This window comes from Paraburkholderia fungorum (genome assembly GCF_003610895.1).
Taxonomy (GTDB): Bacteria; Pseudomonadota; Gammaproteobacteria; order Burkholderiales; family Burkholderiaceae; genus Paraburkholderia; species Paraburkholderia fungorum_B.
On the sequence record NZ_MCAS01000030.1, the window covers coordinates 1 to 26,422 of the forward strand.

The following is a 26,422-nucleotide window of genomic DNA, read 5'->3' on the forward strand; positions in this document are numbered from 1 at the left end:
GGGGGTGTCAGAATTTCCGTGTTCAAGGCGGGTTGAGAATTACACGGATGGTCGAACGAATCGGTCCTCATAAAGTATGGCGAACTGGTTCATGGCGGCCTTCCAGTCATGAGCCGCACGCCCCCAATCGGCAGTGATGTTACGCAATGCAAGCCAGATGAGCTTCGTCGCAGCCTCGTCGGTCGGGAAGTGGCCCCGCGTTTTGATGATCTTGCGCAACTGCGAGTTGATGTTCTCAATGGCGTTCGTCGTGTATATCACCTTGCGAACCGACGGTGGAAACGCAAAGAACGGAATTACGCGATCCCAGGCGTTGCGCCACGCCGCGCTGACCGGCGGGAATTTCTGCCCCCATGGCCCATCAGCAAATGCATCGAGTTCCGCCTGCGCCGCTTCCGCGCTGGGCGCGGTGTAGATCGGGCGGATCGCTGCGGCCAGGCCCCTGCGGTCCTTCCAGCTCGCGTAATCGAGGCTGTTGCGGATCAGGTGAACAATGCAGGTCTGCAGCGTGGTGGCCGGAAACACTGCCGCCAGCGCCTCGGGCATACCCTTCAGACCATCGGTGACGGCGATCAGGATGTCGTTGACGCCGCGCGTCCTGAGGTCGTTGAACACCTTCATCCAGAACTTGGCGCCCTCGGTGTTCTCGATCCACAGGCCGAGGATATCGCGTGTGCCGTCGGGAAGAATGCCCAGCGCAAGGTAGATCGCCTTGTTGCGCACCACGGCGTCTTCGCGGATCTTGACCCGCAATGCGTCGAAGAACACCACCGGATACATCGGCTCAAGCGGGCGGCCCTGCCAGGCCGTCACTTCGGCCATGACCTCGTCGGTAACCGAGCTGATGAAATCAGGCGAGACGTCGGTGCCATACTGTTCGAGCAGAAAGCCTTGTATCTCACGCACGGTCATACCCCGGGCATACATGGCGACGATCTTGTCATCGAAACCCGTGAAGCGCCGTTCGTGCTTGGGAATCAGCAGCGGTTCGAAACTACCGTCGCGATCGCGTGGGATCTCGATACGGATCGGACCGTCCTCGGTCAGGACTGTCTTGGCGCCCGTGCCATTGCGCTGATTGGTGACGGCCGCGGGCTTTGCAGCACCGGACGTGTAGCCGAGATGATGGCTCATCTCGCCACCCAGCGCCCGCTCGATCAGCGCCTTCTTCAAGGACAACGTCGCGGCGTTGATCGCTTCGGCCGTCATCGGCCCGTTGCCGAACTTCTCAAGCAGCTCAGCGGGGATCACCGGCAGTTCTGCCGGCGTAGCTTTCGGTTTGCGAGGCATAGGTTCTCCTGGGGAGAATGATATGCCTTGAACACGAAATTAATGACAGGCCCGTGCCGCCCCGCACAGGGGCAACACTAATAAACCAATAACAAAGCAAGGAGAGGCCAACGCCGCAAAAACACAGCCAAAACAGACCACTAACAAAGCAAGGAGAGGCCAACGCCACAAAAACACAGCCAAAACACAAGCAAAACACACCACTAACAAAGCAAGAAAAACCCAAACCAGATCAACAACCAACCCACGACGCAAACCAAAAAAGCGCCGCAGGCAGAAAAAAATCACTTCCGCAAAGAATCCAGATCAATCACAAACCGATACTTAACATCGCTCTTAAGCATCCGTTCATAAGCCTCATTAATCCCCTGCATAGGAATCACCTCAATATCCGAAGTAATCCCGTGCTCGCCGCAGAAGTCGAGCATCTCCTGCGTCTCGGCAATCCCGCCAATCAGCGAACCAGCCAGACGGCGACGCTTGAAAATCAGATTGAACACCTGTGGCGACGGGTGATCGTGTTCCGGAGCCCCGACCAGCGTCATCGTTCCATCACGCTTGAGCAGATTCAAAAACGGATTCAAATCATGCTGTGCGGCCACGGTGTTCAGAATGAAATCGAAGCTGTTGGCATGCGCTGCCATCTCCTCAGCATTCTTCGAGATGACAACCTCATGCGCGCCAAGCCGCTTCGCATCTTCGATCTTCGACGGCGACGTCGTAAACAACACCACATGCGCACCCATCGCACGGGCCAGTTTCACGCCCATGTGACCCAGACCGCCCAAACCGACGATTCCGACCTTCTTGCCCGGACCGGCACCCCACGTGCGCAGCGGCGAATACGTCGTGATACCCGCGCACAGCAGCGGCGCCACGCCCGCCGGGTCGAGATTGTCCGGTACCCGCAGCGTGAATGCCTCATCCACCACCAGTTGAGTCGAATAACCGCCGTAGGTGATCTGACCGTCAACACGATCCACACCGTTGTACGTACCGACGAAACCGTTCTCGCAATACTGCTCAAAACCTTCCTCGCAATTCGCACACGTACGGCACGAATCGACCAGGCATCCCACACCCACCAGATCGCCCACCTTGTGCTGCGTCACGTCCGGACCCACCGCCGTTACGCGGCCGACAATTTCATGGCCCGGCACTACCGGAAAAACCGTGTTCTTCCATTCGTTGCGTGCCTGATGCAAGTCGGAATGGCATACGCCGCAAAACAGGACCTCCATTTGCACGTCATGGGCGCGCAGTTCGCGGCGCTGGATTTCGAACGGGGCGAGCGGCGCGGTCGCGTCGGTCGCTGCATAGGCATAAGTCGTGCTCATGGGTAACTCCAGCAAGAGGGTGATGTCACAAGGCGCCGGCGATGGGCGACGCGCGTCGCCGATGAGGCCAAACCTTGTTGTGAACCGGGATCACGGCGCAGGCGGTGGCCGACATATCCACCGAAACAGTGAACCGGCAACCAGGCCTCGCGCAGCGCGGAAATAGATGATCCGGCAGGGTTCCCATAGTAGGAGCCAGGAGCGAACCGGGGAATACCTGAATATCTTGAAGGTTTGCCTAAAACTCCTGACGATGAGCGCAGTAGGTCGATTGGTGCTAAATTTCAAGCATTATTCTCTTGTGCGTCACTATATCGTCATGTCAACCCGTTCTGTTGAACCCGCCCCCGCCGCCGGTGACCCCGCCGGTCGCGCCCCCGCTTTGGGTAGCCCCGCCCTTGGTGGTCCCGCCGATCCGGCCCAGCAGCGTCTGGTCGAATTGTTCGACGCGCTCGCACCCAATCCGGGGATTACGCGATCGAGCCTGGAAGGGGTCAATCTGATGCGCGCCAACACGCCGATGCCACGCATGCCCGTGATGTACGAGCCGAGCATCGTGATTGTCTGCCAGGGGCGCAAGCGTGGTTATCTCGGCGATCAGGTATTCCAGTACGACGCGCAACAGTACCTGGTGCTGTCGGTGCCGCTACCGTTCGAATGTGAAACCGAGGCGAGCCCGGATATGCCGTTCCTCGGCATCTCGGTGCGCGTCGATCTGAGCATGGTGGCCGAGTTGTTGATGGCGCTGAATGAAACGCAGGGCACCGCGCAGAACGAGCCGCTCGGCATCTATTCGACGCCGCTCGATCCCGCTTTGAGCAATGCCGTTCAGCGTTTGATGGACGCGTTGGCCTCGCCGCTCGACGCGCGCATTCTCGCGCCAGGCGTGGTCCGCGAAATCTGTTATCGCGTGCTGACGGGCGAGCAGGGGGACGCGATTCGCGCGGCGCTCACGCATCAGAATCATTTCGGCCGCATCGCCAAGGCGCTACGGCGAATCCACGCCGACTACCACGGGCAACTCGACGTCGATACGCTCGCGTCGGAAGCGGGCATGAGCCTCGCCGTTTTTCACGCGCAATTCAAGGCCGTGACGGCGACCTCGCCGATGCAATACGTGAAGACCACGCGTTTGCATCACGCGCGTTTGCTGATGGTGCAGGACGGCTTGAATGCGGGCGCGGCCGCGGCGCGAGTCGGTTACGAAAGCGCGTCGCAATTCAGCCGCGAATTCAAGCGTCTGTTCGGCCTGAGCCCGGTCGATGAAGTCAAACGCATGCGCACCGTGTACGATGCGCCGCCGCCGCGAGTGGTCAAACCGGCCGCACGTTATGTGACCGCGGTATAGGCGCGTGTTTGCCGCCAGCGCTATAGCCCGCTGAACCAGTTGTACCCCTGATCTTCCCAATAGCCACCGGGGTTCGTGTTGGTCACGAAGATCGCCGCGATGTGTTTGGGATTCTTGAAGCCCAGTTTGGTCGGTACGCGCAGCTTCAACGGGTAGCCGTATTTGGCCGGCAGCGGGGCGTCGCGGAAATCCAGCGTGAGTTGGGTTTGCGGATGCAAGGCCGTCGCCATGTCGAGGCTGGAGTAATAACGGTCCGCGCATTTGAAGCCGACATAGCGTGCGCTCAGATCGGCGCCGACGCGTTCGAGGAACGTGCGAAACGGCACGCCTCGCCATTGCCCGATCGCGCTCCATCCTTCAATGCAGATGTGCCGCGTAATCTGTGAAGCTTGTGGTAAGGCACGCAGTTGATCGAGCGTCCATGTGCGCTTGTCCGATACCAGGCCCGATACTTCCAGTTGAAACGTCGAGCCGTCGATATCCGGCGCATCGAACTCCGGATAGAACGCGTTGAAGGGGAACGGGTCGGTGATCTGGCTCGCCGCGTAAGTCGGCGCCAGCTTGTTGCGATCGAACAGCCATCCTTGCACGCGATCGTTCCAGCGCGACATGGCCCACAAGACCTTGTCGACGGAATCGCCGTCCTGCATGTTGCAGCCCGAGAGCATCGCCAGCGCGCCGATCGAAAGCGACGAGCGCAGGAACAGGCGCCGCTGCAGGCGTTCGATTTGCGGTTTGTGGTCGGCGAGGACAATGCGTGTGCCGCGCGAATCCTTGCGTTCTGATTCGCTCATGCGCCGCTCCTTTCGTGTCTCGTGAGGCCGGCGCGGCCGGTCAGCATCGGCAGCAGCGTGCGCGGCACCAGCAGCACCAGCGCCAGATGCACGGCGACAAAGCCGACCACGCCCGCCATCGCAACAAAATGCACGCGACGCGCGAAATCGAAGCCGCCGAATAGCGCGGTGAGCCACGAGAACTGCACCGGCTTCCAGATCGAGAGCCCCGACGCCACCAGCAGCACGCCAAGGAACAGCACGAACAGATAGAGCGCACGCTGTACCGCGTTGTATTTGCCGGTATCGTGCGGCAGCTTGAACCGCATCGCGAGGGCCGCGTCGTGTACGACATCGCGTGGATGGACGGGCAACAGCTTGCGGCGGAAATGCCCTCGTCCGATGCCATACGCCAGATACAACAGGCCGTTCGCGCACAGCAGCCACATCGCCGCAAAATGCCAGGCAATCGAGCCGCCCAGCCAGCCGCCGACGGTCGCCCACGCCGGAAATCGGAATGGAAAGAAGGGCGACGCGTTATAGATCGCCCAGCCGCTCATCACCATGCAGACCATTGCAAAGGCGTTGATCCAGTGTGTGATTCGTACGATTAGCGGGTGGACGATAAAGCGCGCTTGCGGTTTAGGCATGGTGAGCGGTGGCGAAACAAACGGAAATCCGAAAGCCGCACGATTGACTCATGCGGCTATCCAGAACGGCCTGGGAAACGAAAAAACGAACGGCTAACGCGCCGCGTTATGTCGGCTTAAATCGCCTCACATCGGCGGCGTGACACCGTGCTCGCCTGCCGAGATGAAATTCGCGGCCATCGAGCCATCGGCTTCCTTATGGGCGAACAGCACAACCTTGGCCCCCGGCACCAGCAGCGAGCGGTCGCCCGGTTCGAGCGCGACGATCGGCACGTCTTGCGGAATCACGATTTTCTTTTCACCGTCCTTGTACTTCACCGTGATCGTGCGGCCGTTGCTGACCACGAGCGAGCCCACCGTGCCGTTGGTCATCGTGCTGTTCGAGCCGAGGTCCCACGGGCGGTGACCTTCTCCGGCACCGCGCATGCTGGCCGGGAAGACATGCACTTCGAGCGCCTTGAGCGTGCCGTCGGGCTGCGGAATCGCGGCGGTGCCGACATAGCTGTCCGGCTTGATGTCGTTCACATTGGCGAGCGTCACGCCGCGAATCGGCGTGTCCTTGGCGAGCTTCACGTCGACGTCTTTGCCGTCGCGCGTGTGGACCTTGAGCAGGTCGCCCGAGAGCGAGGTCACCGTGCCGCGTACACCTGCGGGCGCGGCAGTCTGGGCCTGTGCGACGGATCCTGCGGCAAACAGCGAGACAGCAACGAGCGCGGGGGCGACGATGGCGCGCATCGCATTGGCGGAAACAATCTTCATGAGTCGGCTCTGGGTGGGTGAAGGATAGGGGCAGGTTAGGCGTGCGAGTGGCTCCGCAGGGTGACAGACGGATGACAAAAACGTCATGAACGGCGCGGCGCGGCCACGTAGAATGGCCACCATACCCACGTCCATTTTCATGACCCACGCCTACGGCGGCGCGCGGGGTTGGAAACTGGGCACCATAAGCACGCACCATGAGCATCCTCGTCATCGAAGACGATCCGAAAACCGGCGACTACCTGAAAAAGGGGCTGCGTGAAAGCGGCTACGCGGTCGACCTCGCGCGCACCGGCACAGACGGCCTGCATATGGCGCTCGAACACGCGTACGACCTCGTGGTGCTGGACGTGATGCTGCCGGGCATCGACGGCTGGGAAATCATGCGCGCGCTGCGGGCGCGGCGCGATTTGCCCGTCATTTTTCTGACCGCGCGCGATCACGTCAGCGACCGCATCCGCGGCCTCGAACTCGGCGCGGACGACTACCTCGTCAAACCCTTTTCCTTCACCGAACTGGTGTTGCGCATCCGCACGCTGCTGCGTCGCGGCGTAATCCGCGAGAGCGACGTGTTCGAGATCGCCGATCTCAAACTGGATGTCCTGCGCCGCAAGGTCACGCGCGAAGGAGTCGAGATTCCGCTGACCAACAAGGAATTCATGCTGCTGCATCTGCTGGTGCGCCGGCAGGGTGAAGCGTTATCACGCACGCAGATCGCCTCGGAAGTGTGGGATATGAATTTCGACAGCGACACTAACGTGGTCGACGTCGCCATTAAACGGCTGCGCGCCAAGGTCGATCATCCGTTCGAGAAGAAGCTGATTCATACGGTGCGCAGCATTGGCTATACCTTCGGCGACGGCCTATGAAACTGTGGACCGAACGTTCGCTGACGACGCGTACCACCGTGTTGTTCGCCACGATCGCGTGCGTGGTGATCGGCACGCTGGGTGCGTACTTCTATCACTCGGCGCACGTGTCGCTGGAGCGCCGCGCGGACGTGGTGCTCACCGGCCGTGTCGAGCATTTCAGCCGTATCGTGCGTGATCTTTATTCGGTCAGCGAATTAAAGAACCGGCCGTTGCTGTTCGAGACCATGCTCGGCGCGGAGCAGGACGTGCTGCTGTTTCGCCGCCCAGGCGAAGCGCCGTTTATCGACGTCAACCCCGCGAACATTGCGGTGCCCACCCTGCAGGCCGGTGCACAGAACCGGTTGCCGACGCTCCCGGATATTCACCAGACCCTGTTGCCCGACGGTGTGCCGATTCATTGGGCGATTGCCACGGTCAGGGCGCGTGAGGACGGCAGCGAGGTCGAAGTGATCGCCGCGCATCCGATGACCGAGGAAGTGCGGATGCTGGCCGCGTACCGCAATCGCATCGTACTGGCCACGCTGATCGGCATGCTGGCCGCGACGTTGCTCGCCTACTACGTGCTGCGCCGCACGTTCCGGCCGGTGCGCGAGATTGCCACGCGAGCGGCGCAGATCAGTCCGGCGAGCCTGTCGGTACGGCTCGACAGCGAGGCCGCACCGGTCGAACTCCGCCAGCTCACGCACGCCTTCAATGCGATGCTCGATCGTCTTGCGGACGGCTATCAGCGCCTCTCGCAGTTCTCCGCCGATCTGGCGCATGAAATTCGCACGCCCGTGGGCGCCCTGATCGGCCAGACCCAGGTGACGCTCGCCAAATCGCGCGACGTCGATGAATATCAGCAAGTGCTCGAATCGAATCTCGAGGAACTGAGCCGGTTGAGCCACATCGCGGAAAATATCCTGTTTCTGGCGCATGCGGACCATGCTGCATTGGCGATCGATCGTGAGCCGATCGATCTACGCAATGAACTCGTCAGGATCGCAGATTATTTCGAAGGCCCCGCCGACGAGCGCGGTATGCGCTTTACCGTCGAGGCGCAGGGTATGGCGTCGGTCAATCCGATGCTGTGCCGGCGTGCGATCAACAATCTCGTCGTCAACGCGGTTCGATACGGCGCGAACGATACGGTTGTGCGTTTGAGCGGCACGCAGGACGAACAGGGCGCGACAGTGGTGGTGGAAAACGACGGTGCGCCGATTCCTGACGAGCAGCTGAACCGCCTGTTCGATCGCTTCTACCGCGCGGACGCGGCGCGCAGCGCGTTTACCGAATCGAGCGGGCTGGGCCTCGCGATCGTCAGGGCGATCATGCATCTGCACGGCGGCACGGCGCGGGTGGTGTGTCCGGTGCCGGGCGTGGTGCGCTTCGAGTTGCGCTTTCCGGGCATTCCGGGCAGCTAGTCTACCGGGCTGTTTGCGTGGCCGTGCCCGTATCCGGCTCATGACAACACACGCAGAGCTTGTTGCCATCGGGATCGCGAAAGTACGCACCGTAATAGTCGGCGTGATAGTGCGGGCGCAAACCCGGTGGTCCTTCACAGGCGCCGCCGTGAGCAAGTGCCGCGGCATGCGCCCGATCGACCGTGGCGCGGTCCGCGGCAAGCAGGGCCAACATCTGGCCATTGCCAACGGTGGCGGGTCGATCGTTGTAGGGTTTGCTGATCACGAACAGCGGCCGCGGCGCATCGGCCGCCATCCAGCCGGCCCAGCATGCATCGCTGTCACGGAACTTGAGCCGCAGCCCTAACGTCTCCATCAGCACGCCATAGAAGTTGAACGCGCGCTCGAAATCCGAAATACCGACGAATACGTGGGAAAGCATCAGGGTCCCTCCTGGTTTGCCTTGCAGTGCCGGCCCGAACCGGGCCAGTCGATTCTAACTTTCTTCAGATGCCAGGCTAACGGACGTCAACCGTCTTCATCCCGCGCCCTGGTAGTTGTCAGGGCGCAAACCGGTAATGGCGATACCGGGATGACTGCGCAACTGGTTGCGCCAATGTTTCATCGATACGATGAAAACACCTCATCCCCACTGTCAGGACACTCGCTATGAAACGCTTCCATATCGCCTTGGCCGTTGCGAGCCTCGATGCGTCCATCGAAGACTACACCCGCCGTCTCGACCAGCCGCCTACCGCGGTGGTACCCGGCCGTTACGCGATGTGGCGTACCGATCTGCTCAATTTTTCGATCAACGAGATGCCGGACAAAGCAGGGCAGCTTCGGCACGTTGGCTTCGAGGACGACGCGGTGGAAGGGTACGCGAGCAGCAAAGATGTGAACGGGCTCGAATGGGAGCTGTTTTCGGTCGAAGAGCAGGATCGGCGGATCGTCAGCACTTACGGCGAGGCGGTCCGGACCGACCAAGGCTGAGCCGGGTCGAATAGGCGCGCAACCAGGTGTCTGGCGTAGCGCCCGATCCGCTGATGCAGCGCTGTCTTCAGCGATCGAAACAACGCCGTGCGGGCATACGGGCGCACGCCAGGATCAATCGCCCGGGGCGTCCGCAGCCGGACGGTTGGCGTAGTGCGCGCGCTTTTCCTCATACATCAGCAGATCGGCACGTTGCACGCCGGCTTCGAGCCGGTCGCCGCGCTGGCACGTCGCCGCGCCCATCGAAAAACTCAGCAGCGAACCGGGATAAAACTGGTTGTTCAGATCGACCAGCTGGCGGATCGAGTCGACCATTGCGGCGCCGCCGCGCTCGTCGGTGTCCGGCAACAGAATCGCGAACTCGTCGCCGCCGATACGCGCCGCGTAAAAAGGCGCGTCTATCGCCTTGGCGAGAACCTCGCCGGCGCGCCGTAACAATGCATCGCCGGCGGCGTGGCCAAGCTGGTCGTTTACGCGTTTGAGGCCGTTCAGATCGGCCATGATGATCGTCACGGGCCACGGACCCTTGCGCTCAAGGCGGTTCAGCTCATCCACGTAGAACGAACGGTTGCGCAGCTTGGTCAGCACGTCATGTTTGCCCAGGAACTCCAGGTACGCTTCGGCCTTCTTGCGCGCCGTGATGTCGGTGAGGGCCACCAGCACCAGGTCCCAATTGTGTTCATGGCCCGGCAGTACCGAAAATTGCAGGTGCACGTGCACCTCGTTACCGTCGAGCGCATAGTTGAGCACTTCGCGCTGCTGAAACAGCTTGCCGTCCCACAGATCGAGCAACTGCTCGCGGAAATGCGGCCGCATGTCGTCGCGGAAAACGTCCGGCAGGTGCGCCAGCAGCGTTTTTTTGTCTTTCGCCGCGAACATGTCGAGCGTGTGCTGGTTCACGTCGAGCACGTGAATTTCCTGCATGCAGCGTTCGACAAACTCGGGATGCACGTCGGTGAACACCCGAAAATCGCTGATGCCGGCCGCCCGCGCGCCGTCGAGCAGCCGCTTGACCGCGCTGAAATCCTCCACCCACAGCGATACTGGCGAATACTCGAACAGGCCGCGCACGTACTGTTCGGCAAGCGTCACGCGGTGCCGCGCGCCTTCGAGTTCGGTAATGTCTTCGACGGACACGAGCACGCGGTCCCAGCGGCCTTCATGACCGGGCAACACGGCGCCCTTGAGCAACACGTCGAGGCGCCGGCCGCCGAGCGTGTAGTTGACCGTCTGGCTCGTGAAGTGGGCTTGTCCGGCCCATAGCTGACACAGCTCCTCAAGATGAGTCTTGAGCATGTCGTCGCGGAACACGGTGGCGAGATTGCTGGTGAGCGCGTCGAAATCGGCCGCCTCGAATTGCGTCAGCGTTTTCTGATTGACCTTGATAACGCGAATGCTGTGCGCGCATTCGGCAACAAGTGCCGGATATTCGGCGAAATGGGCGCGCAGATCGGTTACGCCCTCTGTCCGCCATCTGTCGAATAGCGCGTGCACGCCGCTGAAGTCTTCGAGCCAAAGCGACACAGGAGCGAGTTCGAACATTTCGGAGTCGTCCTTCGATCCCCCAAGGGGACTTCCTTCGGGGCGGGCGACTTCCTGTGGGGCGTCACTGGCGGGCGCTGGGCCGCGCGGGGGAGTGTCCAGCATGGGATTTCCGTGGTCGGCGTTCGGCTATTTTAAAGCGGTTGGGTTCGGTTCAAAAGAAAGACGTAGGGTGCATGGTATTTGCGCCGATCCATTCAGGAAGATAACGGCGTGGCCTGGGTGGACTTTAGGCCCTGCGGCAGCAGGTTCGCAACAGGACTTTCCGTTCGCGGTCGCTTTCCGGCCGTTCGCGAGGCGTTCACGCAGGCGCTCTCAATCGCTTGCGAGCGCCCGCCAGCGGGGCTGGGCGTGGCTTGCTACACTCACTCGTCGCGCCTTCGTCCCTCATCGTCCCAAGAAAAAACGTCCCTCATGAAGCCATCCCTGCTGGTTTTGATCCCTTTGAAAGACGCAAGCCGCGCGAGTGTCGAGGCGGCCTTCGACGTCGTCCATGCACCCGACGCCACCCAGCGGGCCGCCGCGATCGCCGCGCATGGCGAGACGTTCCGTGCCGTGCTGACCAATGGCACCACCGGCCTCACAGCCGCTGAAATCGACCGGCTGCCGCAACTCGAGTTTGTCAGCGTGCTTGGCGCAGGCTATGAAAACCTCGCTGTCGACCATGCCCGCTCCCGCGGCATCGTGCTCGCGAGCGGCGCGGGCACCAACGATCATTGCGTGGCCGATCACGCGTTCGCCTTGCTGCTCGCGGTGGTGCGCGACGTGCCGCAACTCGATCAGGCCACCCGCAAGGGCGCCTGGCGCGACACCTTGCCGATGCGCCCGAATGTGTCGGGCAAGCGGCTCGGCATCGTCGGGCTCGGTCATATCGGCGAGAAGATCGCGCGACGCGGTGCCGGGTTCGATATGGAAATCGGATATCACAACCGCAAACCGCGCGAAGGCTCTTCGCTGCGCTATTTCGACAGCGTGCAGGGTCTCGCGCAGTGGTGCGACTTCCTGATCGTGGCGACGCCTGGTGGCGCCGCTACGCGCCATCTGATCGGCAAAGCGGTGCTGGACGCACTCGGTCCGCACGGTTTCGTGGTCAACGTTTCGCGCGGCAGCGTGGTGGATACCGCCGCGCTGGCCGTTGCGCTCACTGCAGGCACGATCGCCGGGGCGGCGCTGGATGTCTACGAGGGCGAGCCGCATCCGCCCGAAGCCTTGCTGGCGCTGCGCAACGTCGTCCTGACACCGCATGTGGGCGGCCGCTCGCCGGAGGCGATCACCGCATCGGTCGACAATTTTCTGGCTAACGCCACGCGCCATTTTGCCGGCGAGACGGTTTTGACGCCGATCTGACATCCGAAGGCGACAAAAGACAGCGGAAGGCAGCCGAAGGCGGCTGAATAAAGGTGAAGGCAAATTGAAATCATCGGCGTAGCGGATAGTTTCTGTCGTAAATCGTGATTTCCCTTGTGGCCCGGTGGCGAATAGGATGATCGGTATCGAACCCACATCGCTTCGACATAGCCGGAGCCGCGACGGAGATCCCGCATGGAACACCACGCCCGCACGCAGGACGAACGGCTCGAGATCAAGACGACCACCTGCTACATGTGCGCCTGCCGTTGCGGCATTCGTGTGCATCTGCGCGAAGGCGAGGTGCGCTATATCGACGGCAACCCTGAGCATCCCCTGAATCAGGGGGTGATCTGCGCCAAGGGCGCGTCGGGCATCATGAAGCAGTACTCGCCCGCGCGTCTGACCCAGCCATTGATGCGCAAGGCGGGCGCGGAGCGGGGCAGTGCGCAGTTCGAACCGGTGTCGTGGGAGGTCGCGTTCGACGTACTCGAAAAGCGCCTGGCCACGATTCGCGCCACCGATCCGAAGAAATTCGCGCTGTTTACCGGCCGCGACCAGATGCAGGCGCTTACCGGGCTGTTCGCCAAACAGTTCGGCACGCCTAATTACGCGGCCCACGGCGGCTTCTGTTCGGCGAACATGGCGGCCGGCATGATCTATACGATCGGCGGCTCGTTCTGGGAGTTCGGCGGCCCCGATCTCGACAGCGCCAAACTCTTCTTCATGATCGGTACGGCGGAAGATCACCATTCGAATCCGCTCAAGATCGCCATTTCCAAGTTCAAACGCGCGGGTGGACGCTTCATCGCAATCAACCCGATTCGCACCGGTTATGCGGCGATTGCCGACGAGTGGGTGCCCATCAAGCCCGGCACGGATGGCGCGCTGTTCATGGCGTTTCTGCATGAACTGATTGCCGCTGACGCGTGGGATCACGAATTCGTGCAGCGCTATACGAACGCGGCGGAGCTCGTGGATCTCGACGAAGCCAGCGAGAACTTCGGCCTGTTCGTGCGCGACCCGGATCGGCCGGTGGGCAATCCGCTGTTTCCACAGAATCACCTCTGGTGGGATGCCGCCGCCGCGCGCGCCGTGCCGCACCATGCCCCGGGCGTCACTCCCGCACTCGACGGCCGCTATACGCTCGACGACGGCACGCCGGTCACGCCGTCGTTCGCGTTGCTGCGCGAGCGCGTGGCCGACTGCACGCCCGAGTGGGCCGCCGGGATCACCGGCATCGCCGCCGACACGATTCGCCGCCTCGCTGCCGAAATGATCCAGACGAGCCGCGACCACCGGATCACACTGCCGATTTCCTGGACCGATGCGTGGGGCGAGACGCACGAGACCGTCACCGGCAATCCGGTCGCCTTTCACGCGATGCGCGGGCTGGCCGCGCATTCCAACGGCTTCCAGTCGATCCGCGCGCTCGCGGTGTTGATGTCCTTGCTCGGTACGATCGACCGTCCGGGCGGCTTTCGTCACAAGTCGCCGTTTCCTCGCGCAGTGCCGCCGTCGGCCAAACCGCCGAACAGCCCGGACGCGGTCAAGCCGAATACGCCGCTCGCCAGCGGGCCGCTCGGCTGGCCCGCCGCGCCCGAGGATCTGTTCATCGACGAAAACGGCGGCCCGGTGCGCATCGACAAGGCGTTTTCCTGGGAATATCCGCTCGCCGTTCACGGCGTGATGCATAGCGTGATCACCAACGCCTGGCGCGGCGATCCGTATCCGATCGATACCTTGCTGATTTTCATGGCCAACATGGCCTGGAATTCGTCGATGAATACGGTGAAGGTGCGCGAGATGCTCGCCGACAAGCACGCGAACGGCGAGTACAAGATTCCGTTTCTCGTGGTGTGCGATGCGTTCCAGTCGGAGATGACGGCGTTCGCCGATCTGATCCTGCCGGACACCACCTATCTCGAGCGGCACGACGCGATGTCGATGCTCGACCGGCCGATCTCCGAGTTCGACGGTCCGGTGGACTCCGTGCGCGTGCCGGTCGTGCCGCCGACAGGCGAGTGCAAACCGTTCCAGGAAGTGCTGATCGAACTCGCTTCGCGTCTGAAGTTTCCGGCCTTTACGACGGCCGAGGGCACGCGGCGCTTTCGCGACTATCCGGATTTCATCATCAACCACACGACGACGCCTGATTCCGGCGTGGGCTTTCTGATCGGCTGGCGCGGCAAGGACGGCGACAAGGCGCTGGTGGGCGAGCCCAACCCGCAGCAGTGGGAGCAGTACGCAAAGAACAACTGCGTATTCCACTACCGCCTGCCGGAGACGCTCCAGTACATGCGCAACTGCAACGGGCCGTATCTCGACTGGGCCGTGAAAAACGGCTTCCGCAAATTCAACGAACCGATCCTGATCCAGTTGTACTCCGACGTCATGCAGAAGTTCAGGCTCGCCGCGCAAGGCCGCACGAGCGGCAGGCAGCCGCCGGATCACCTGCGCGCGCGCGTGGAGAAGTACTTCGACCCGCTGCCGTTCTGGTATGCGCCGCTGGAAAGCGATTCCACCGATCTCGCGCGGTTTCCGCTCGCCGCCGTGACGCAACGGCCGATGGCCATGTATCACTCGTGGGATTCGCAGAACGCGTGGCTGCGGCAGATTCATGGCGAGAACTATCTCTACATGAATCCGCTCATGGCCGCCGAAAACGGCATTGCCGACGGCAGCTGGATCTATGCCGAATCGCAATGGGGCCGCGTGCGCTGCATGGCGCGCTTTAGCGAGGCCGTCGAGCCGGGTACGGTATGGACCTGGAATGCGATTGGCAAAGCCTCGGGCGCGTGGAATCTGGGCGCCGGCGCGAACGAATCGCAGCGTGGCTTCCTGCTCAATCACCTCATTACCGACGAGCTGCCCGGCCGCGACGAAACGGCGGCACGCCTCTCGAACTCGGACCCGGTGACGGGTCAGGCGGCATGGTACGACGTGCGCGTGCGGCTCTATCCGGCGGAAGCGGACGCGCGTCACACCTTGCCGCAGTTCGACGCGATGCCCGCGTTACCGGGGTCGAACGGGGTGATCTCGCGGATCGTGCAGACCTATTTCGCGGGGCGTGGTGAGTTCGCGGCGCGGCTGCGCGGCGCGACGGGGTGCAAGTGACGCGCGATTCCCACGGGAGAGGACAGTGCGGCTCGGACGCACCGGTTGCGCCACGAAGCATGCGAACAACGCGATAAAGCAGCACAAGGAGCCTTTGATGACCCAGATGGCATTGGTAATCGACCTGAACGTGTGCGTGGGGTGCCAGGCTTGCGTGACGAGTTGCAAGGAGTGGAACACGTCGGGCGAGTCGGGCAGTCTCGCCGACCTGAATCCCTACGATGCGGATCCGTCCGGCACGTTCTTCAACCGGGTCCAGAGTTTCGAGGCCGGCAGCTTCCCGAACGCCGACACGATCCACTTCCCGAAGTCATGCCTGCATTGCGAGGACCCGCCGTGTGTGCCGGTCTGTCCGACCGGCGCGAGCTACAAGCGCAAGGAAGACGGCCTCGTGCTGGTCGATTTCGACAAATGCATCGGCTGCAAATACTGCGCGTGGGCTTGCCCGTACGGTGCGCGCGAACTCGACGAAGCGCGCAAGGAGATGACGAAATGCACGTTGTGCGTCGACCGCATTCATGACGAGAACCTCTCCGAGCGCGATCGCCAGCCGGCATGCGTGCTCGCGTGCCCGACCTCCGCGCGGCTGTTTGGCGATATCCACGATCCGGAATCGGTGGTATCGAAGGCGATCGAGGAGCGTGGCGGTTATCAACTGATGCCTGAGTGGAATACACGGCCGGCGAACCACTATCTGCCGCGTGTCAAAACGCCGGCTTCGGGTTGTGGGAGCGGCGCCTGTTCGTGCAAGGACACGGGTACAGCCGCGCAGGCGCCCGAAGAATCGCTCGATGCGCGACTCGAGCGCGGCGAACTGCATCTTGCGTCGATGGCGACGCGCATCTGAGGGACCTCGCGATGAATCCTGCTTTTTCAGTAGTTTTTCTCACGACCTTGAGCGGCGCGGCGCAGGGCCTGCTGATCGCACTCGTTGGCGTAGAGACGGCAGCGCACCTCGGACTCGTCATGGCGCCCGCGAATGCGTTCTATGTCATCGGTGCGGGCCTGGCGGTCGTGCTGGGCTTGCTTGGGTTGATCGCCTCGTTTTTTCACCTTGGGCATCCGGAGCGCGCATGGCGTGCGATTGCGATGTGGCGGACCTCGTGGTTGTCGCGCGAATGCCTGTGCCTGCCGGCGTTTCTCGCCTGCGCGTTTTTCTATGGTGTCGCCCACGAATTTGGCTCGCCGTGGTCGCTCGCGATAGGGTGGCTCGGCGTGTTGGCGAGCGCGACGCTGTTTGTCTGCACGGCGATGATCTACGCCTGCCTGCGCTTTCTGCAGGAGTGGGCCACGCCGCTCACGCTGGTCAACTTCGCCCTGCTAGGCTGCGCGTCCGGCTTCACGCTGGCGACGGCGCTGACCGCCTGGTTCGCGCCGGGATTGACCGTGGAACTGGCGCTCTGCGCTTGCGGGCTGACGCTCGCCGGCTGCGCGAGCCGCTCGGCATCGCTCGTGCGCAATGCGCGATTGCGGCCGAAGTCCACCGTGCAGAGCGCGACCGGCATCGACAACCCGAAGCTCGTGCAAGTTTCGCGCGGCTTTACTGCCGGGGCGTTCAATCTGCGCGAGTTCTTTCACGGCAAATCGGCGGGGACGCTGCGCGGCGTCAAATGGGGATTTCTCGTGACCGCGTTTGCCATACCGGTTGGTTTGATCGCGCTGGGGGCGGGCTTACATCCGCTTGGCGCGTCGCTCGGCTTGCTGGCCGGCGCCTGCCTTGTGCAGTACGCCGGCCTCGTGGCGGAACGCTGGTTCTTCTTCGCGGAGGCGAAGCATCCGCAGAATCTGTATTACGCGAGAGTCGGCTGAAGGGGCGCTTGCGCGGTGGGTAGATCGTGCAACTGTGCAACTGGGCACGATCTACCGGCATGCGGCCGCTCCCGCCGGCCGTTGCCTGTCACTCACCCGCACGCGCCGACTTCGCCACACGCGGTGCAGAAGTCGCACCCATCCTTGCGAATCACCGCGTTCGCACCACACGATCCGCATTTGCGTCCGAGCATGGTATGCAAGCCTTGCGTGCCACCCGCTTGCGCCAACGCCGTTTCGTCAGCATCGCCCGGATGCGGACGAATGCCGAAATCCGCCGGTAACGCGCTCTCGGCTTTCATCTGCCCACGCGGCAAACGCGCCAGCATGCGCGACGGCACCTGATTGCCTTCAGAGTCGAGAAAGCCGCGCCGATGCAGAATCTGCTGGATCGCAAAGGCAAGCGCCGCCACTTCCGAATCGTGCCAACGTGGCGTGCGATGACCGTCGAGCCGCTGCACCTCACCGAGCCGCACTTGCCCGCGATCCCACGAAACCTTGCGCATATCCTGCAGGTTGCGCGCGACGAAACCACCGCGCGCAGCAAGCGAGAGCGAGCGCATCGTGGCCGTGATCCATTGCTGAGACTCGTCGCGCTGACCCGTCGGAATGAAGAATTCGATGGGGCGCTCGATCGTGACCTCTTCGCCGCCTAGCCGCCCCGTCACTTCGATGAACGAGACCGCCACATAAAGCGATTTCTTGCCGGCTTGTGTCAGGTACTCGACTTTTTCAATGATCGCGGGCAACTCGCCCTTGGGCCGATGATCGATCGCGATCCGCAGCGGATCCTGATCGGTCTCGGCCAGCGTGTCGTCCACTTGCGGTGGCGGGCTTACGCTCAGCACCGCGCCCAGCGTTTCATTCGGACGATAAGTGGCGAGGCCCTTGAGACCACTTTTCCACGCGTCGAAGTAGAGGCTTTCGAACGCCTCGAATGGATAGTCCGCCGGCACGTTCACCGTCTTCGAGATCGACGTGTCCACGTAGGGCTGCACGGCGGCCATCATGTCGAGGTGATCGCGCGCCGACATCTCGAGCGCGCTCACGAAGTAGTCCGGCAAGTTGCTCACATCGCCACCGAGTTCGCGATAGAGGCGGTACGCGTAGTCTTCGACATCGAACGATTCGCGACTGCCGTCGGCCATCACCTTCATGCGGGTATAGGTCCACGAGAAGGCCGGTTCGATGCCGTTCGACGCGTTGTCGGCGAACGCGAGGCTGACCGTGCCGGTGGGCGCGATCGACAGCAAATGACTGTTGCGGATGCCGTCGCGGCGGATCGCCTCCTTGATGTCGTCGGGCAGGCGCGAAGCGAATGTGCCCGTTTCCAGATAGCGCCCGGCGTCGAACAGCTCAAACGCACCGCGCTCGCGCGCCAGTTCCACCGAGGCCCGGTAGGCTTCGTCGCGCATCAGCCGCGCGATGCGCACGGCAAAGTCGCGGCCTTCCTGCGCGTTGTAGCGCAAGCCGAGCATGACCAGCGTATCGCCTAGGCCGGTGAAGCCGACGCCGATGCGCCGCTTGGCGCGCGACTCGTCATATTGCTGCTGCAGCGGCCAGAGCGTGACGTCGAGCACGTCGTCGAGAAAACGCACCTGGGTGCGGGTGCGTCTGGCAAGACCGTCCCAGTCGAACGAAGGTTTGCCGCCTTTCAATTGCGCGAACGGATCGAGCACGAAACGCGTGAGGTTCAGCGGTCCGAGATTGCAGCAGCCGTAGGCCGGCAGCGGTTGCTCGCCGCACGGATTGGTGGCGCGGATGGTTTCGACGGCGCGCAGATTGTTGTCCTCGTTCATGCGCGAAATGAACACAATGCCGGGCTCGGCGACGTCGTAGGTGGAGCGCATGATGCGATCCCAGATCTCGCGTGCGGGCCGTTCGCTGTAGACCCACAGGCCGTCTTCGCGTTGCCGCACGTCGCCTGCCGCGCGCAGCGCCGGCGACGGCTCGGCGCGGTGCACGAGCGGCCAGGGCTGGTCTTCTTCGACCGCGCGCATGAATTCGTCGGTGATGCCCACCGACACGTTGAAGTTGTTCCAGCGGCCCTTCGAATGCTTCGCCTCGATGAACTCGATCAGATCAGGGTGGTTACAGTCCAGCACGGCCATTTGCGCGCCGCGCCGCGAGCCGGCGCTTTCCACGGTCCGGCATGAGGCGTCGAATACGTCCATATAGCTGCATGGTCCGGACGCCGCGGAACTGGTGGTGTGGACGCGCGCGCCTTTGGGCCGGATCGCGGAGAAGTTATAGCCGACGCCACCGCCGCGGCGCATCGTTTCGGCGGCTTGCAGCAACGCTACATAGATGCCGGGCAGGCCTTCTTCATCGACGCCTTGAATCGCATCGCCGACCGGCTGCACAAAGCAATTGATCAGCGTGGCCGCGATGCCCGTGCCGGCCGCGCTCATGATGCGCCCGGCGCCGAGCGCGCCGTGCCGCAGATTGTCGACGAAGAGCGCTTCCACCGATTCGCGCAGCGCCTCCGGTTCCGCCTGAGCGACTCCGCGGGCGACGCGTTTGAACACTTCGTCGGCCGATTGTTCACTGCCTTTTGCGTACTTCTCCTGCAGCACGTCCAGAGAGAATTGTTGCGGTGCAATGAGTTGGCTGGGAGGCGTTGCTGCCGCGCGGGTGTCCGGGGTGTCTTCTGCCATGGTGTTGCCTCTCGTTTGCCGCCAGACGGGCTGCGGCGGGTTCGAATGGGATTGAGGGCATTCATTTAACCGTGCGCGTTTGGCAGGTGCGGTGACCTGGCGCAACGGGGATCACCTTAGCGCACGTGGCGAACGGCCGCAATCAGGCTTTTGTGGCCGGCCCGCCCATTGGCGGCGTCAGCCGCAGCGGCTTTTCTGAAGCGACCTGCATCAGGCAGAAAGTTGGCGGGCAGCGCCGGGCGTGTGCGAGTGCGGTTGGGAAGGGGGCAAGCGCGGCGCGCCGGAGCGAACGCCTTGCGAAGGGGAAAATGACGGCGAACGTTCCAGGCGTATTCCGGGGTGTTCGAGGCGTTTGTCAGGAAAGTGCCGTCCAGGCAAAAAACCTCAGGCTTCGACCAGTTCGCCCAGCACCTCGGCGCAGATCATCGCGGAAGCATTCGAAGGTGCCGGCCGTTCAGCCGGCTTGAACACCGCATCGCCGCGGCGGATCTTGCGGCGCGTCACTGCGCACGTTCCCGACGTGTGCGCCGAGCGCCGCCGCCACCGTTGCTCGCCATAATGACAGCGCCCCGGTTCGACCCAGCGGATCACCAGCGTCGTGTCGGAGCGCTCGAGAATCTCGATACGTACGCCATTGGTTCCGTCAAGGGGGATGGACTCTAAGGTCATCATCGTCGGCTCCGTATTGTGGTCTGCCGAATGTAGTCCCGTGAGCGCTGGATAGCCATTGTGCCGCGGTTGAAACACTGTTCTCCAAATAGCAACAATGAAACTTGACATTCACGCAAGTTTGAAACGACGGGGCTTTGCGGGCGATATGCGCGGCGAATTTACGATAGCGTGGATTTTTGCAACGCACTGTTGTACGCAGCGAGACAAGCATGCTGCCTGCGAAGGGCGCCGGTGCTTCCTTTAAGATGTGGTTATTGATGAGCGACCGTGCAACGCAAGTGTAGCGGGTTTGCATTTTTCTGGACGGCTCGCGCGCATATCCACAAGATCCTAAGAGCCTTCATGATTTCAAGCCCACCCGATTCGCCGACACCGCCTGATTGCCTGAAAAAACAGAAAGCGGCATCACTCGTCCTGTACATCGGACTCGTGCTGCTGGCGCTGTGGGTCGTACGCGATTTCATAGCGGCGATGGCCTGGGCCGGCGTCGTTGCGATTGCCCTGTGGCCGCTTTTGCAAAAGGTGGAGGGCAGCCGCTGGTTCACTGGCCGCACCACGTTGATCGCCGTGCTGCTGACCTTCGCGGTCGCCTTGCTGGTGGTGCTGCCGTTCGGTATCGGCATTTCGCAGGCGCTGCGCGAAGCGCACGACATGAACGAGTGGTTCAAGACCGTACAGGAAAACGGCATTCCGATGCCGGCTCTTGTCGAACGGCTGCCGTTCGGTGTGCAACAGATTTCAGCCTGGTGGCAGGCGAATCTCGCTCAGCCGCTGCGCGACTCGGCGGCCATGAAGGGATTGCACAGCACCACCGTGATGACGCTCGGCCGCCATTTCGGCGCGCGCGCGGCGCACGGCGTGATGGTGTTCGCCTTCATGCTGGTCACGCTTTTCGTGATCTTTCAGGCGGGGCCGCGTCTGTCGGGCTCGCTGATGAAAGGCGTGCGGCGCGGCTTCGGCAACGACGGCGCGCAGTTGCTCGAGCGTATGGCTACGGCCGTGCGGGGCACGGTGTCGGGGCTGGTGGTGGTCGGGCTCGGCGAGGGGGTGTTGATGGGCGTCGCCTATTTCGTGACCGGCTTGCCGCACGTCGCCCTGCTTGCATTCATCACGGCGATCGCCGCGATGCTGCCGTTCTGCGCGCCGGTCACATTCGGCCTCGCGGCCTTGTGGCTGTTCTCGCAAGGCTCGGTGGCCGGGGCCATCGGGCTAGCGGTGTTCGGTTCGATCGTGGTGTTTGTCGCCGAACATTTCGTGCGGCCGGTGCTGATCGGCAACTCGACGCGATTGCCTTTCCTGCTGGTGCTATTCGGCATTCTCGGCGGCGCGGAGACGTTCGGTTTGCTGGGCCTGTTCATCGGGCCCGCGCTCATGACCGTGCTGGTCGTGCTGTGGACTGACCTCGTGCAATAGTTGCACGCAATGTGGCGGTGCAATCAGGACTGCTGATTCGCCGGTTCAGTTCTGATTTACTTGTCCTGATCGCGCGCGGGTTGTTTGACGCAACCCAGCGTATATTTCAGCGCGGCAGGCAGCAGCGCGCTCCAGACCTCCCAGGTGTGGCCGCCGTCGATGATGCGCAGCGCAGCCGGATTTCCCGCCAGCCGAAGATGCGTGTAAAGCGAAGACGCGTCGGCCTGGATCGTGAGGTCGTCGTCACCCGCGGCGATGAACATCGGCAGGCGATACGGCCGGCTCATGTAGCGCTCCCATTGCGCCGGATAGTTGAGCGCATGCCAGACGTGCAGATCGAACTGCCGGTCGCCGAATACGCCGACCCGGCGTGCCGCCGAACCGGGCGGGGGCTCGTTCGCATAGATCGCGGGGCTCAGCAGGAGCGCGCCGCAAAAAAGTTCGGGTTGCGTCATGGCATAGCGCAGTGCGCCGAACCCCCCCATCGAAACGCCGCCGATCATCCGCCCGCCGCGTTGCGTGGCGACCGCGTAGTGCGTTTCGATCTCCGGCAGCAGATCGGCGAAGAACGCGGTCTCCATCTTCTCCTTGCGATCGACATACCAGTCCGTGCCGCCTTGCGGCATCACGATCGCGACCGGCGGTATCTCCTTGCGCTCGATCAGCGTATCGGCGGTGGCTTGCAGGTGACCCTGCGTGAGCCAGTCATTGGCGTCGCCGTTGTTGCCGTGCAGAAGGTAGAGCACGGGAATGCGGGGAGCGTCGTGACGATAGCCGGTGGGCAGATAGAGCGTGTAGGACCAGTCCCGGCCGAGTGCTTCCGAATGGAAGCTGCGGCTGACGATGGTGCTGGCGCTTGCCGTCGCGCCGACAGCAGCGCACAGCGCGAGGAGTGCGGAATGTAGGAATAGACGCATGTCAGAGTAAGAGGCCGCCGCGCAGGTCGCGCGCGGCCGTCATGCTATCAGGATCAGCAGTGGAAATCGGCAAGCGGCAAGCGGGAAAGTGACAACGCGGGAATTCCGCAGTAACTCCGCGATAACCCCGCAATCCCGTCAGACACACAGATAGCACACGATAAGCGGCAATGCCGCAAAAGCGCGGCGCAGGTGCGCACGCGCTGCCGCCTCAGGGCGACGTTCTGAGGCGCAAGCTCCAGAGGCGCGTGGTGAAACGCTTGAGCGGCTCCGACGCTCTTGCGACAGCGAACAGTGCGCCGACGGCGCAGGCGTCCGCCACCAGCCCGAGGGGATAGTTCAGATAGCCGTCGGTCGCGGCATACAGCACCGAATCGACGACCAGAGAAATCACCGCGCCCGCGACAAAACACAACAGCCCTTTACGGCCGATCATGCCGACCCACGGCAGCCATTGCGCGAGCTTTTTTGCCCAGCCGAGCTGGATCAGGTTCGCGACGAGCCAGGCAATCGCAAGAAAATTGATCGCGCGCAGGTAGGAGAGGTTTTGCTTCAGGCTGCCATCGAGTGGCTCGCGTTCAATGAACAGTTTGTAGTAGGCCGCGGCGGCGACCACGGCGAGCGCCAGGATGCTGACCAGCCAGCCGAAGCGATGCGCGTTGACGCGCTGATAGACCGGCTGGCAACGGGCCAGCACACCGAGCACGAACAGCAACTGCCAGGCAAACGGGTTGAAATCCCAGTGCATGTCCGGCGCGGCGGGCAGGTAGGCGTTAATCGCCGGTGCGGCCGCCCACAGGGCGACGCTGCCGGCCAGCAGCAGCCATGGCTTGCTGCGCGCGAGCGGCAGGATCATGGGCACCAGCAGCGCGAAGAACGTGTACATGGGCAGCACGGAGGCGAGATACGGCTGACGGCGGAACAGCAGAATGTCGCGCAGGGCGGCCACGGGCGTGGCCATCAGATCGTCGAGATCGGTGGTGGCGAGATTCGGGCCGTCGATACTGAATGCGCTGAGCACCGCGCTGACCAGCAGCATCAAGCCGGCCGTAATGAGGAATGCCCGATAAATTTCGAGCGAGCGCCGCAGGAAGCGGCTGCGCGCGGTCGCCTCGTTACGCCGTTCGGCGAGTGCCGCGTAGGCCGTTGCCGTGGCGAAGCCGCCGAGAAACACGAAGACTTCCGCCGCGTCGCACAGCGCATACGCGTGCAGCGTGATGCGCGAGAGAATGCTGCCGCCGATGTGATCGACGACGATGATCAGGAGGACCAGCCCGCGAAAAAAATCGAGCTCAATTAAACGGGTTTGCGACTTCTGCATTGTGTGGCGCCAAAAGCAGCCCCGTGTGACGGCGCGCTAGTTCAGCGCGGCGGCGTCTCACAAAGCTTTTGAAATTGGATTGGATGCGGCGGCGGACGGCCGCCCTGTGCAAGGCCGCGTCGCAGCCTGAACCAGCCATGCGAGGCTCGGTTGTGGAGGCCAGTAAAAATGACCCGTTTGACGGCGCGGAGTTCCGCTGCAGCGCCGCAAAAGCTTTCGATTATATTTCGTTTCATGACAAAGTGGCCACGAGACGTGCAGGACGGGTGCCGCCAATACGGCAGCCAGCTTGGGTCCGGGCGGTACAGCGCCGTTTACCTGAATCGGCGTTGCGAAAAAAGGGGGTGACCCACGCAGTGGAGATTTCGCAACGTTTTGAGATATGGGCGTGACACCTGATGGACGGCGACGTAACGGCGTGTGAGGATTTCTTCAAAGCGCGTCGGGGTCGATAAACGCCTCAAGAAGCGTCAAGAAGAAAGCGGTCGGATCGAGTTGTCCCATTACTCGAGCTCAGGGAGATCTTCATGAACAAGCAAGTGTTCGCGCTGGCTGTCTCCACTGTTTTGTCCGCGATTCCGTTAGCCGTTTTCTCCCCGCCTGCTTTTGCCCAGACGAGCGTGACGCTGTACGGCGTGCTCGATGAAGGCATCAATTACACCAACAATGTCGGCCGTGGCCATGTCTATGAACTCGCGAGCGGCGATGCCCAGGGCAGCCGCTGGGGCCTGAAAGGCGACGAGGATCTCGGCGGTGGTCTGAAGGCAATCTTCCAGCTGGAAAACGGTTTCGACGTCAGCTCCGGACGGCTTAACCAGGGCGGCCGGATGTTCGGGCGCCAGGCGTTCGTCGGCTTGAGCTCGGAGCCATACGGCACACTGACGTTCGGCCGCCAATACGATTCGGTGGTCGACTATCTGGCGCAGACGACGGCCAACGGCAACTGGGCCGGTGCGCTGTTCTCGCATCCCTACGATAACGACAACACCGACAACTCATTCCGTCTCGACAACAGCGTCAAGTACACCAGTCCGTCGATCTCGGGCTTCCAGTTTGGCGGCGTCTACAGCTTTAGCAACGATACGGGTTTTGCCAACAATCGCGCGTACAGTTTCGGCGGCCAGTATGCCTACGGCGGACTGCTGGTAGCCGCGGCATATCTGCAGGCCGACAATCCCGGCAACGGCTCGAACGGTGCGATTACCGCGAACGACGCCAGCTTTATCGCTGCCCGCATGCGCGTGTTCGGCGGCGGCATTACCTATACCTTCGGGCCGGCCACGGCTGGCTTCGTGTACACCAATTCGAACTACCTCGACCCGACCGGCAACGGCTATCTCGGCGTGACGCCGCTCGTGCCACCGGGCGTGCTGTTGAACTCGCTCAAGTATCAGAACTTCGAGGTGAACGGCAAGTATCAGATTTCACCGATGTTTTTCGTCGGCGCGCAGTACGTGTACACGATGGAAACCTACGACGCCTCGAACGGTGGTGTGAAGCCGAGAATTCATTCGTTCGGCTTGATGGCGGACTACAACCTGTCCAAGCGCACCGACGTGTACATTCAGGGCGAATATCAGCAGGTGACTGGCGATTCAACCTACACGATTCTGGACTATGCCTTCACGCCCGGTACCCAGTCGCCCTCGTCGACGTCGAAGCAGGTCGTGGTGCGCGCGGCGATACGGCATAAATTCTAGGGCGAACGGTGAGAGGGCCGCGAACATCTTACGGAGCAGGGCAGATTCAGTTCATCACATAGTTCTGAATCAGTATTCCGACTATCACGCCGGCAGGAATACCGAAAGTTCTGCCGCGAATGGTCGCGGTTAGATCTTCGTCGAGTACGAAGCTGCAGCGGCGTTCACGCCAGACCGTTTTATAGGCCAATGGTTTTGCATCGACAATAACAAGGGAAATGAGCGCGGTCAGGATGACCTGCTCCAATGCATGCAGCTTCGCAATAAACGGCGAAAATTCACCGGCATTGCACAGCACCACCATAACGACTGCAGCGATCAGGGCGCCGAAAAAGAAACCACCCATGAATCTGTTCGCTGAATTAAGAGAATCCACTTGAACCTCAAATCATCCGCCGGCTTTGTCGAGCTGGCGGAGTAAAAAATATGCTTACGGAAATGGCTTTCCTGTTTGAAGACGCACCATGCTTGGCCGCGAAGCGGATGGTCTTCAAAGGAACCCGTAAGGATATTTTTTTGACCC

Annotated in this window: 22 protein-coding genes; 10 read left to right on the forward strand and 12 right to left on the reverse strand. The window is 62.2% G+C overall.

The window, feature by feature from the left end; all coding sequences use genetic code 11:
• Positions 1–39 precede the first annotated feature (39 nt).
• Positions 40–1,290, reverse strand: coding sequence for an IS256 family transposase (locus BCY88_RS25120; RefSeq protein ID WP_120342987.1), 1,251 nt, complete (start codon positions 1,288–1,290; stop codon positions 40–42).
• A gap of 284 nt (positions 1,291–1,574) precedes the next feature.
• Positions 1,575–2,627 (reverse strand): NAD(P)-dependent alcohol dehydrogenase, encoded by a 1,053-nt coding sequence (locus tag BCY88_RS25125; protein ID WP_120346873.1) that lies wholly within the window; start codon positions 2,625–2,627, stop codon positions 1,575–1,577.
• Between the two features lie 319 nt (positions 2,628–2,946).
• Here BCY88_RS25125 and BCY88_RS25130 point away from each other — a divergent pair, with 319 nt between their 5' ends.
• Positions 2,947–3,975 (forward strand): AraC family transcriptional regulator, encoded by a 1,029-nt coding sequence (locus BCY88_RS25130; RefSeq protein ID WP_259461506.1) that lies wholly within the window; start codon positions 2,947–2,949, stop codon positions 3,973–3,975.
• Positions 3,976–3,995: 20 nt separating this feature from the next.
• On the opposite strand, the gene BCY88_RS25135 is transcribed toward BCY88_RS25130, so the two are convergent.
• From BCY88_RS25135 to BCY88_RS25145, 3 genes are all read right to left on the reverse strand, one after another.
• Positions 3,996–4,769: a molybdopterin-dependent oxidoreductase gene (locus BCY88_RS25135; protein ID WP_120346875.1), complete on the reverse strand. Its 774-nt coding sequence runs from the start codon at positions 4,767–4,769 to the stop codon at positions 3,996–3,998.
• Positions 4,766–5,398, reverse strand: a complete 633-nt coding sequence (locus tag BCY88_RS25140; RefSeq protein ID WP_120346876.1) for a cytochrome b/b6 domain-containing protein — start codon at positions 5,396–5,398, stop codon at positions 4,766–4,768. The genes BCY88_RS25135 and BCY88_RS25140 overlap by 4 nt, the downstream gene beginning before the upstream one ends.
• Positions 5,399–5,524: 126 nt before the next feature.
• Complete coding sequence (locus tag BCY88_RS25145; protein WP_120346877.1) at positions 5,525–6,157, reverse strand: hypothetical protein; 633 nt, start codon at positions 6,155–6,157, stop codon at positions 5,525–5,527.
• 197 nt (positions 6,158–6,354) lie between these two features.
• Here BCY88_RS25145 and BCY88_RS25150 point away from each other — a divergent pair, with 197 nt between their 5' ends.
• Together BCY88_RS25150 and BCY88_RS25155 are read left to right on the forward strand one after the other, a co-directional pair.
• Positions 6,355–7,026 carry a heavy metal response regulator transcription factor gene (locus BCY88_RS25150; RefSeq protein ID WP_120346878.1) on the forward strand — a complete coding sequence of 224 codons (672 nt, stop codon included), beginning with the start codon at positions 6,355–6,357 and terminating at the stop codon, positions 7,024–7,026.
• Positions 7,023–8,432 carry a heavy metal sensor histidine kinase gene (locus BCY88_RS25155; RefSeq protein WP_120346879.1) on the forward strand — a complete coding sequence of 470 codons (1,410 nt, stop codon included), beginning with the start codon at positions 7,023–7,025 and terminating at the stop codon, positions 8,430–8,432. The genes BCY88_RS25150 and BCY88_RS25155 overlap by 4 nt, the downstream gene beginning before the upstream one ends.
• A gap of 1 nt (position 8,433) precedes the next feature.
• Here the strand turns inward: BCY88_RS25155 and BCY88_RS25160 are convergent, their stop codons facing one another.
• Entirely contained in the window at positions 8,434–8,853 is a 420-nt protein-coding gene (locus tag BCY88_RS25160; RefSeq protein ID WP_120346880.1) for a VOC family protein, read from the reverse strand.
• Between the two features lie 227 nt (positions 8,854–9,080).
• Between BCY88_RS25160 and BCY88_RS25165 the strand changes: the two genes are divergently transcribed.
• Positions 9,081–9,404, forward strand: coding sequence for a VOC family protein (locus BCY88_RS25165; RefSeq protein WP_120346881.1), 324 nt, complete (start codon positions 9,081–9,083; stop codon positions 9,402–9,404).
• 114 nt (positions 9,405–9,518) lie between these two features.
• Here the strand turns inward: BCY88_RS25165 and BCY88_RS25170 are convergent, their stop codons facing one another.
• Positions 9,519–11,051: a sensor domain-containing diguanylate cyclase gene (locus tag BCY88_RS25170; RefSeq protein ID WP_183081443.1), complete on the reverse strand. Its 1,533-nt coding sequence runs from the start codon at positions 11,049–11,051 to the stop codon at positions 9,519–9,521.
• Positions 11,052–11,360: 309 nt separating this feature from the next.
• Here BCY88_RS25170 and BCY88_RS25175 point away from each other — a divergent pair, with 309 nt between their 5' ends.
• The 4 genes from BCY88_RS25175 (at position 11,361) to BCY88_RS25190 (ending at position 17,219) form a co-directional block, all read left to right on the forward strand.
• A complete protein-coding gene (locus BCY88_RS25175) occupies positions 11,361–12,293 on the forward strand; it encodes a 2-hydroxyacid dehydrogenase (protein WP_120346883.1) in 933 nt (310 codons plus the stop codon).
• A 195-nt stretch (positions 12,294–12,488) separates the two neighbouring features.
• A complete protein-coding gene (locus BCY88_RS25180) occupies positions 12,489–15,410 on the forward strand; it encodes a molybdopterin-dependent oxidoreductase (RefSeq protein WP_120346884.1) in 2,922 nt (973 codons plus the stop codon).
• A 97-nt stretch (positions 15,411–15,507) separates the two neighbouring features.
• A complete protein-coding gene (locus tag BCY88_RS25185) occupies positions 15,508–16,257 on the forward strand; it encodes a 4Fe-4S dicluster domain-containing protein (protein ID WP_120346885.1) in 750 nt (249 codons plus the stop codon).
• An 11-nt stretch (positions 16,258–16,268) separates the two neighbouring features.
• Positions 16,269–17,219 (forward strand): dimethyl sulfoxide reductase anchor subunit family protein, encoded by a 951-nt coding sequence (locus BCY88_RS25190; protein WP_120346886.1) that lies wholly within the window; start codon positions 16,269–16,271, stop codon positions 17,217–17,219.
• Between the two features lie 92 nt (positions 17,220–17,311).
• On the opposite strand, the gene BCY88_RS25195 is transcribed toward BCY88_RS25190, so the two are convergent.
• Positions 17,312–19,876 (reverse strand): adenosylcobalamin-dependent ribonucleoside-diphosphate reductase, encoded by a 2,565-nt coding sequence (locus BCY88_RS25195; RefSeq protein WP_120346887.1) that lies wholly within the window; start codon positions 19,874–19,876, stop codon positions 17,312–17,314.
• Between the two features lie 384 nt (positions 19,877–20,260).
• A complete protein-coding gene (locus BCY88_RS25200; RefSeq protein WP_028197253.1) occupies positions 20,261–20,545 on the reverse strand; it encodes a DUF3331 domain-containing protein in 285 nt (94 codons plus the stop codon).
• A 345-nt stretch (positions 20,546–20,890) separates the two neighbouring features.
• Between BCY88_RS25200 and BCY88_RS25205 the strand changes: the two genes are divergently transcribed.
• On the forward strand, positions 20,891–21,961 hold the full coding sequence (locus BCY88_RS25205; protein WP_120346888.1) for an AI-2E family transporter: 1,071 nt from the start codon (positions 20,891–20,893) through the stop codon (positions 21,959–21,961).
• A gap of 56 nt (positions 21,962–22,017) precedes the next feature.
• Here BCY88_RS25205 and BCY88_RS25210 read toward each other — a convergent pair whose 3' ends face one another.
• Complete coding sequence (locus tag BCY88_RS25210; RefSeq protein WP_120346889.1) at positions 22,018–22,878, reverse strand: alpha/beta hydrolase; 861 nt, start codon at positions 22,876–22,878, stop codon at positions 22,018–22,020.
• Between the two features lie 211 nt (positions 22,879–23,089).
• Positions 23,090–24,199: an OpgC domain-containing protein gene (locus BCY88_RS25215; RefSeq protein WP_120346890.1), complete on the reverse strand. Its 1,110-nt coding sequence runs from the start codon at positions 24,197–24,199 to the stop codon at positions 23,090–23,092.
• A 527-nt stretch (positions 24,200–24,726) separates the two neighbouring features.
• Here BCY88_RS25215 and BCY88_RS25220 point away from each other — a divergent pair.
• Entirely contained in the window at positions 24,727–25,899 is a 1,173-nt protein-coding gene (locus tag BCY88_RS25220) for a porin (protein ID WP_120346891.1), read from the forward strand.
• Positions 25,900–25,945: 46 nt separating this feature from the next.
• Here the strand turns inward: BCY88_RS25220 and BCY88_RS25225 are convergent, their stop codons facing one another.
• The gene (locus BCY88_RS25225) at positions 25,946–26,245 is read right to left on the reverse strand and encodes a hypothetical protein (RefSeq protein WP_259461507.1); all 300 of its coding nucleotides are present in this window, start codon (positions 26,243–26,245) and stop codon (positions 25,946–25,948) included.
• Between the last annotated feature and the right edge of the window lie 177 nt (positions 26,246–26,422).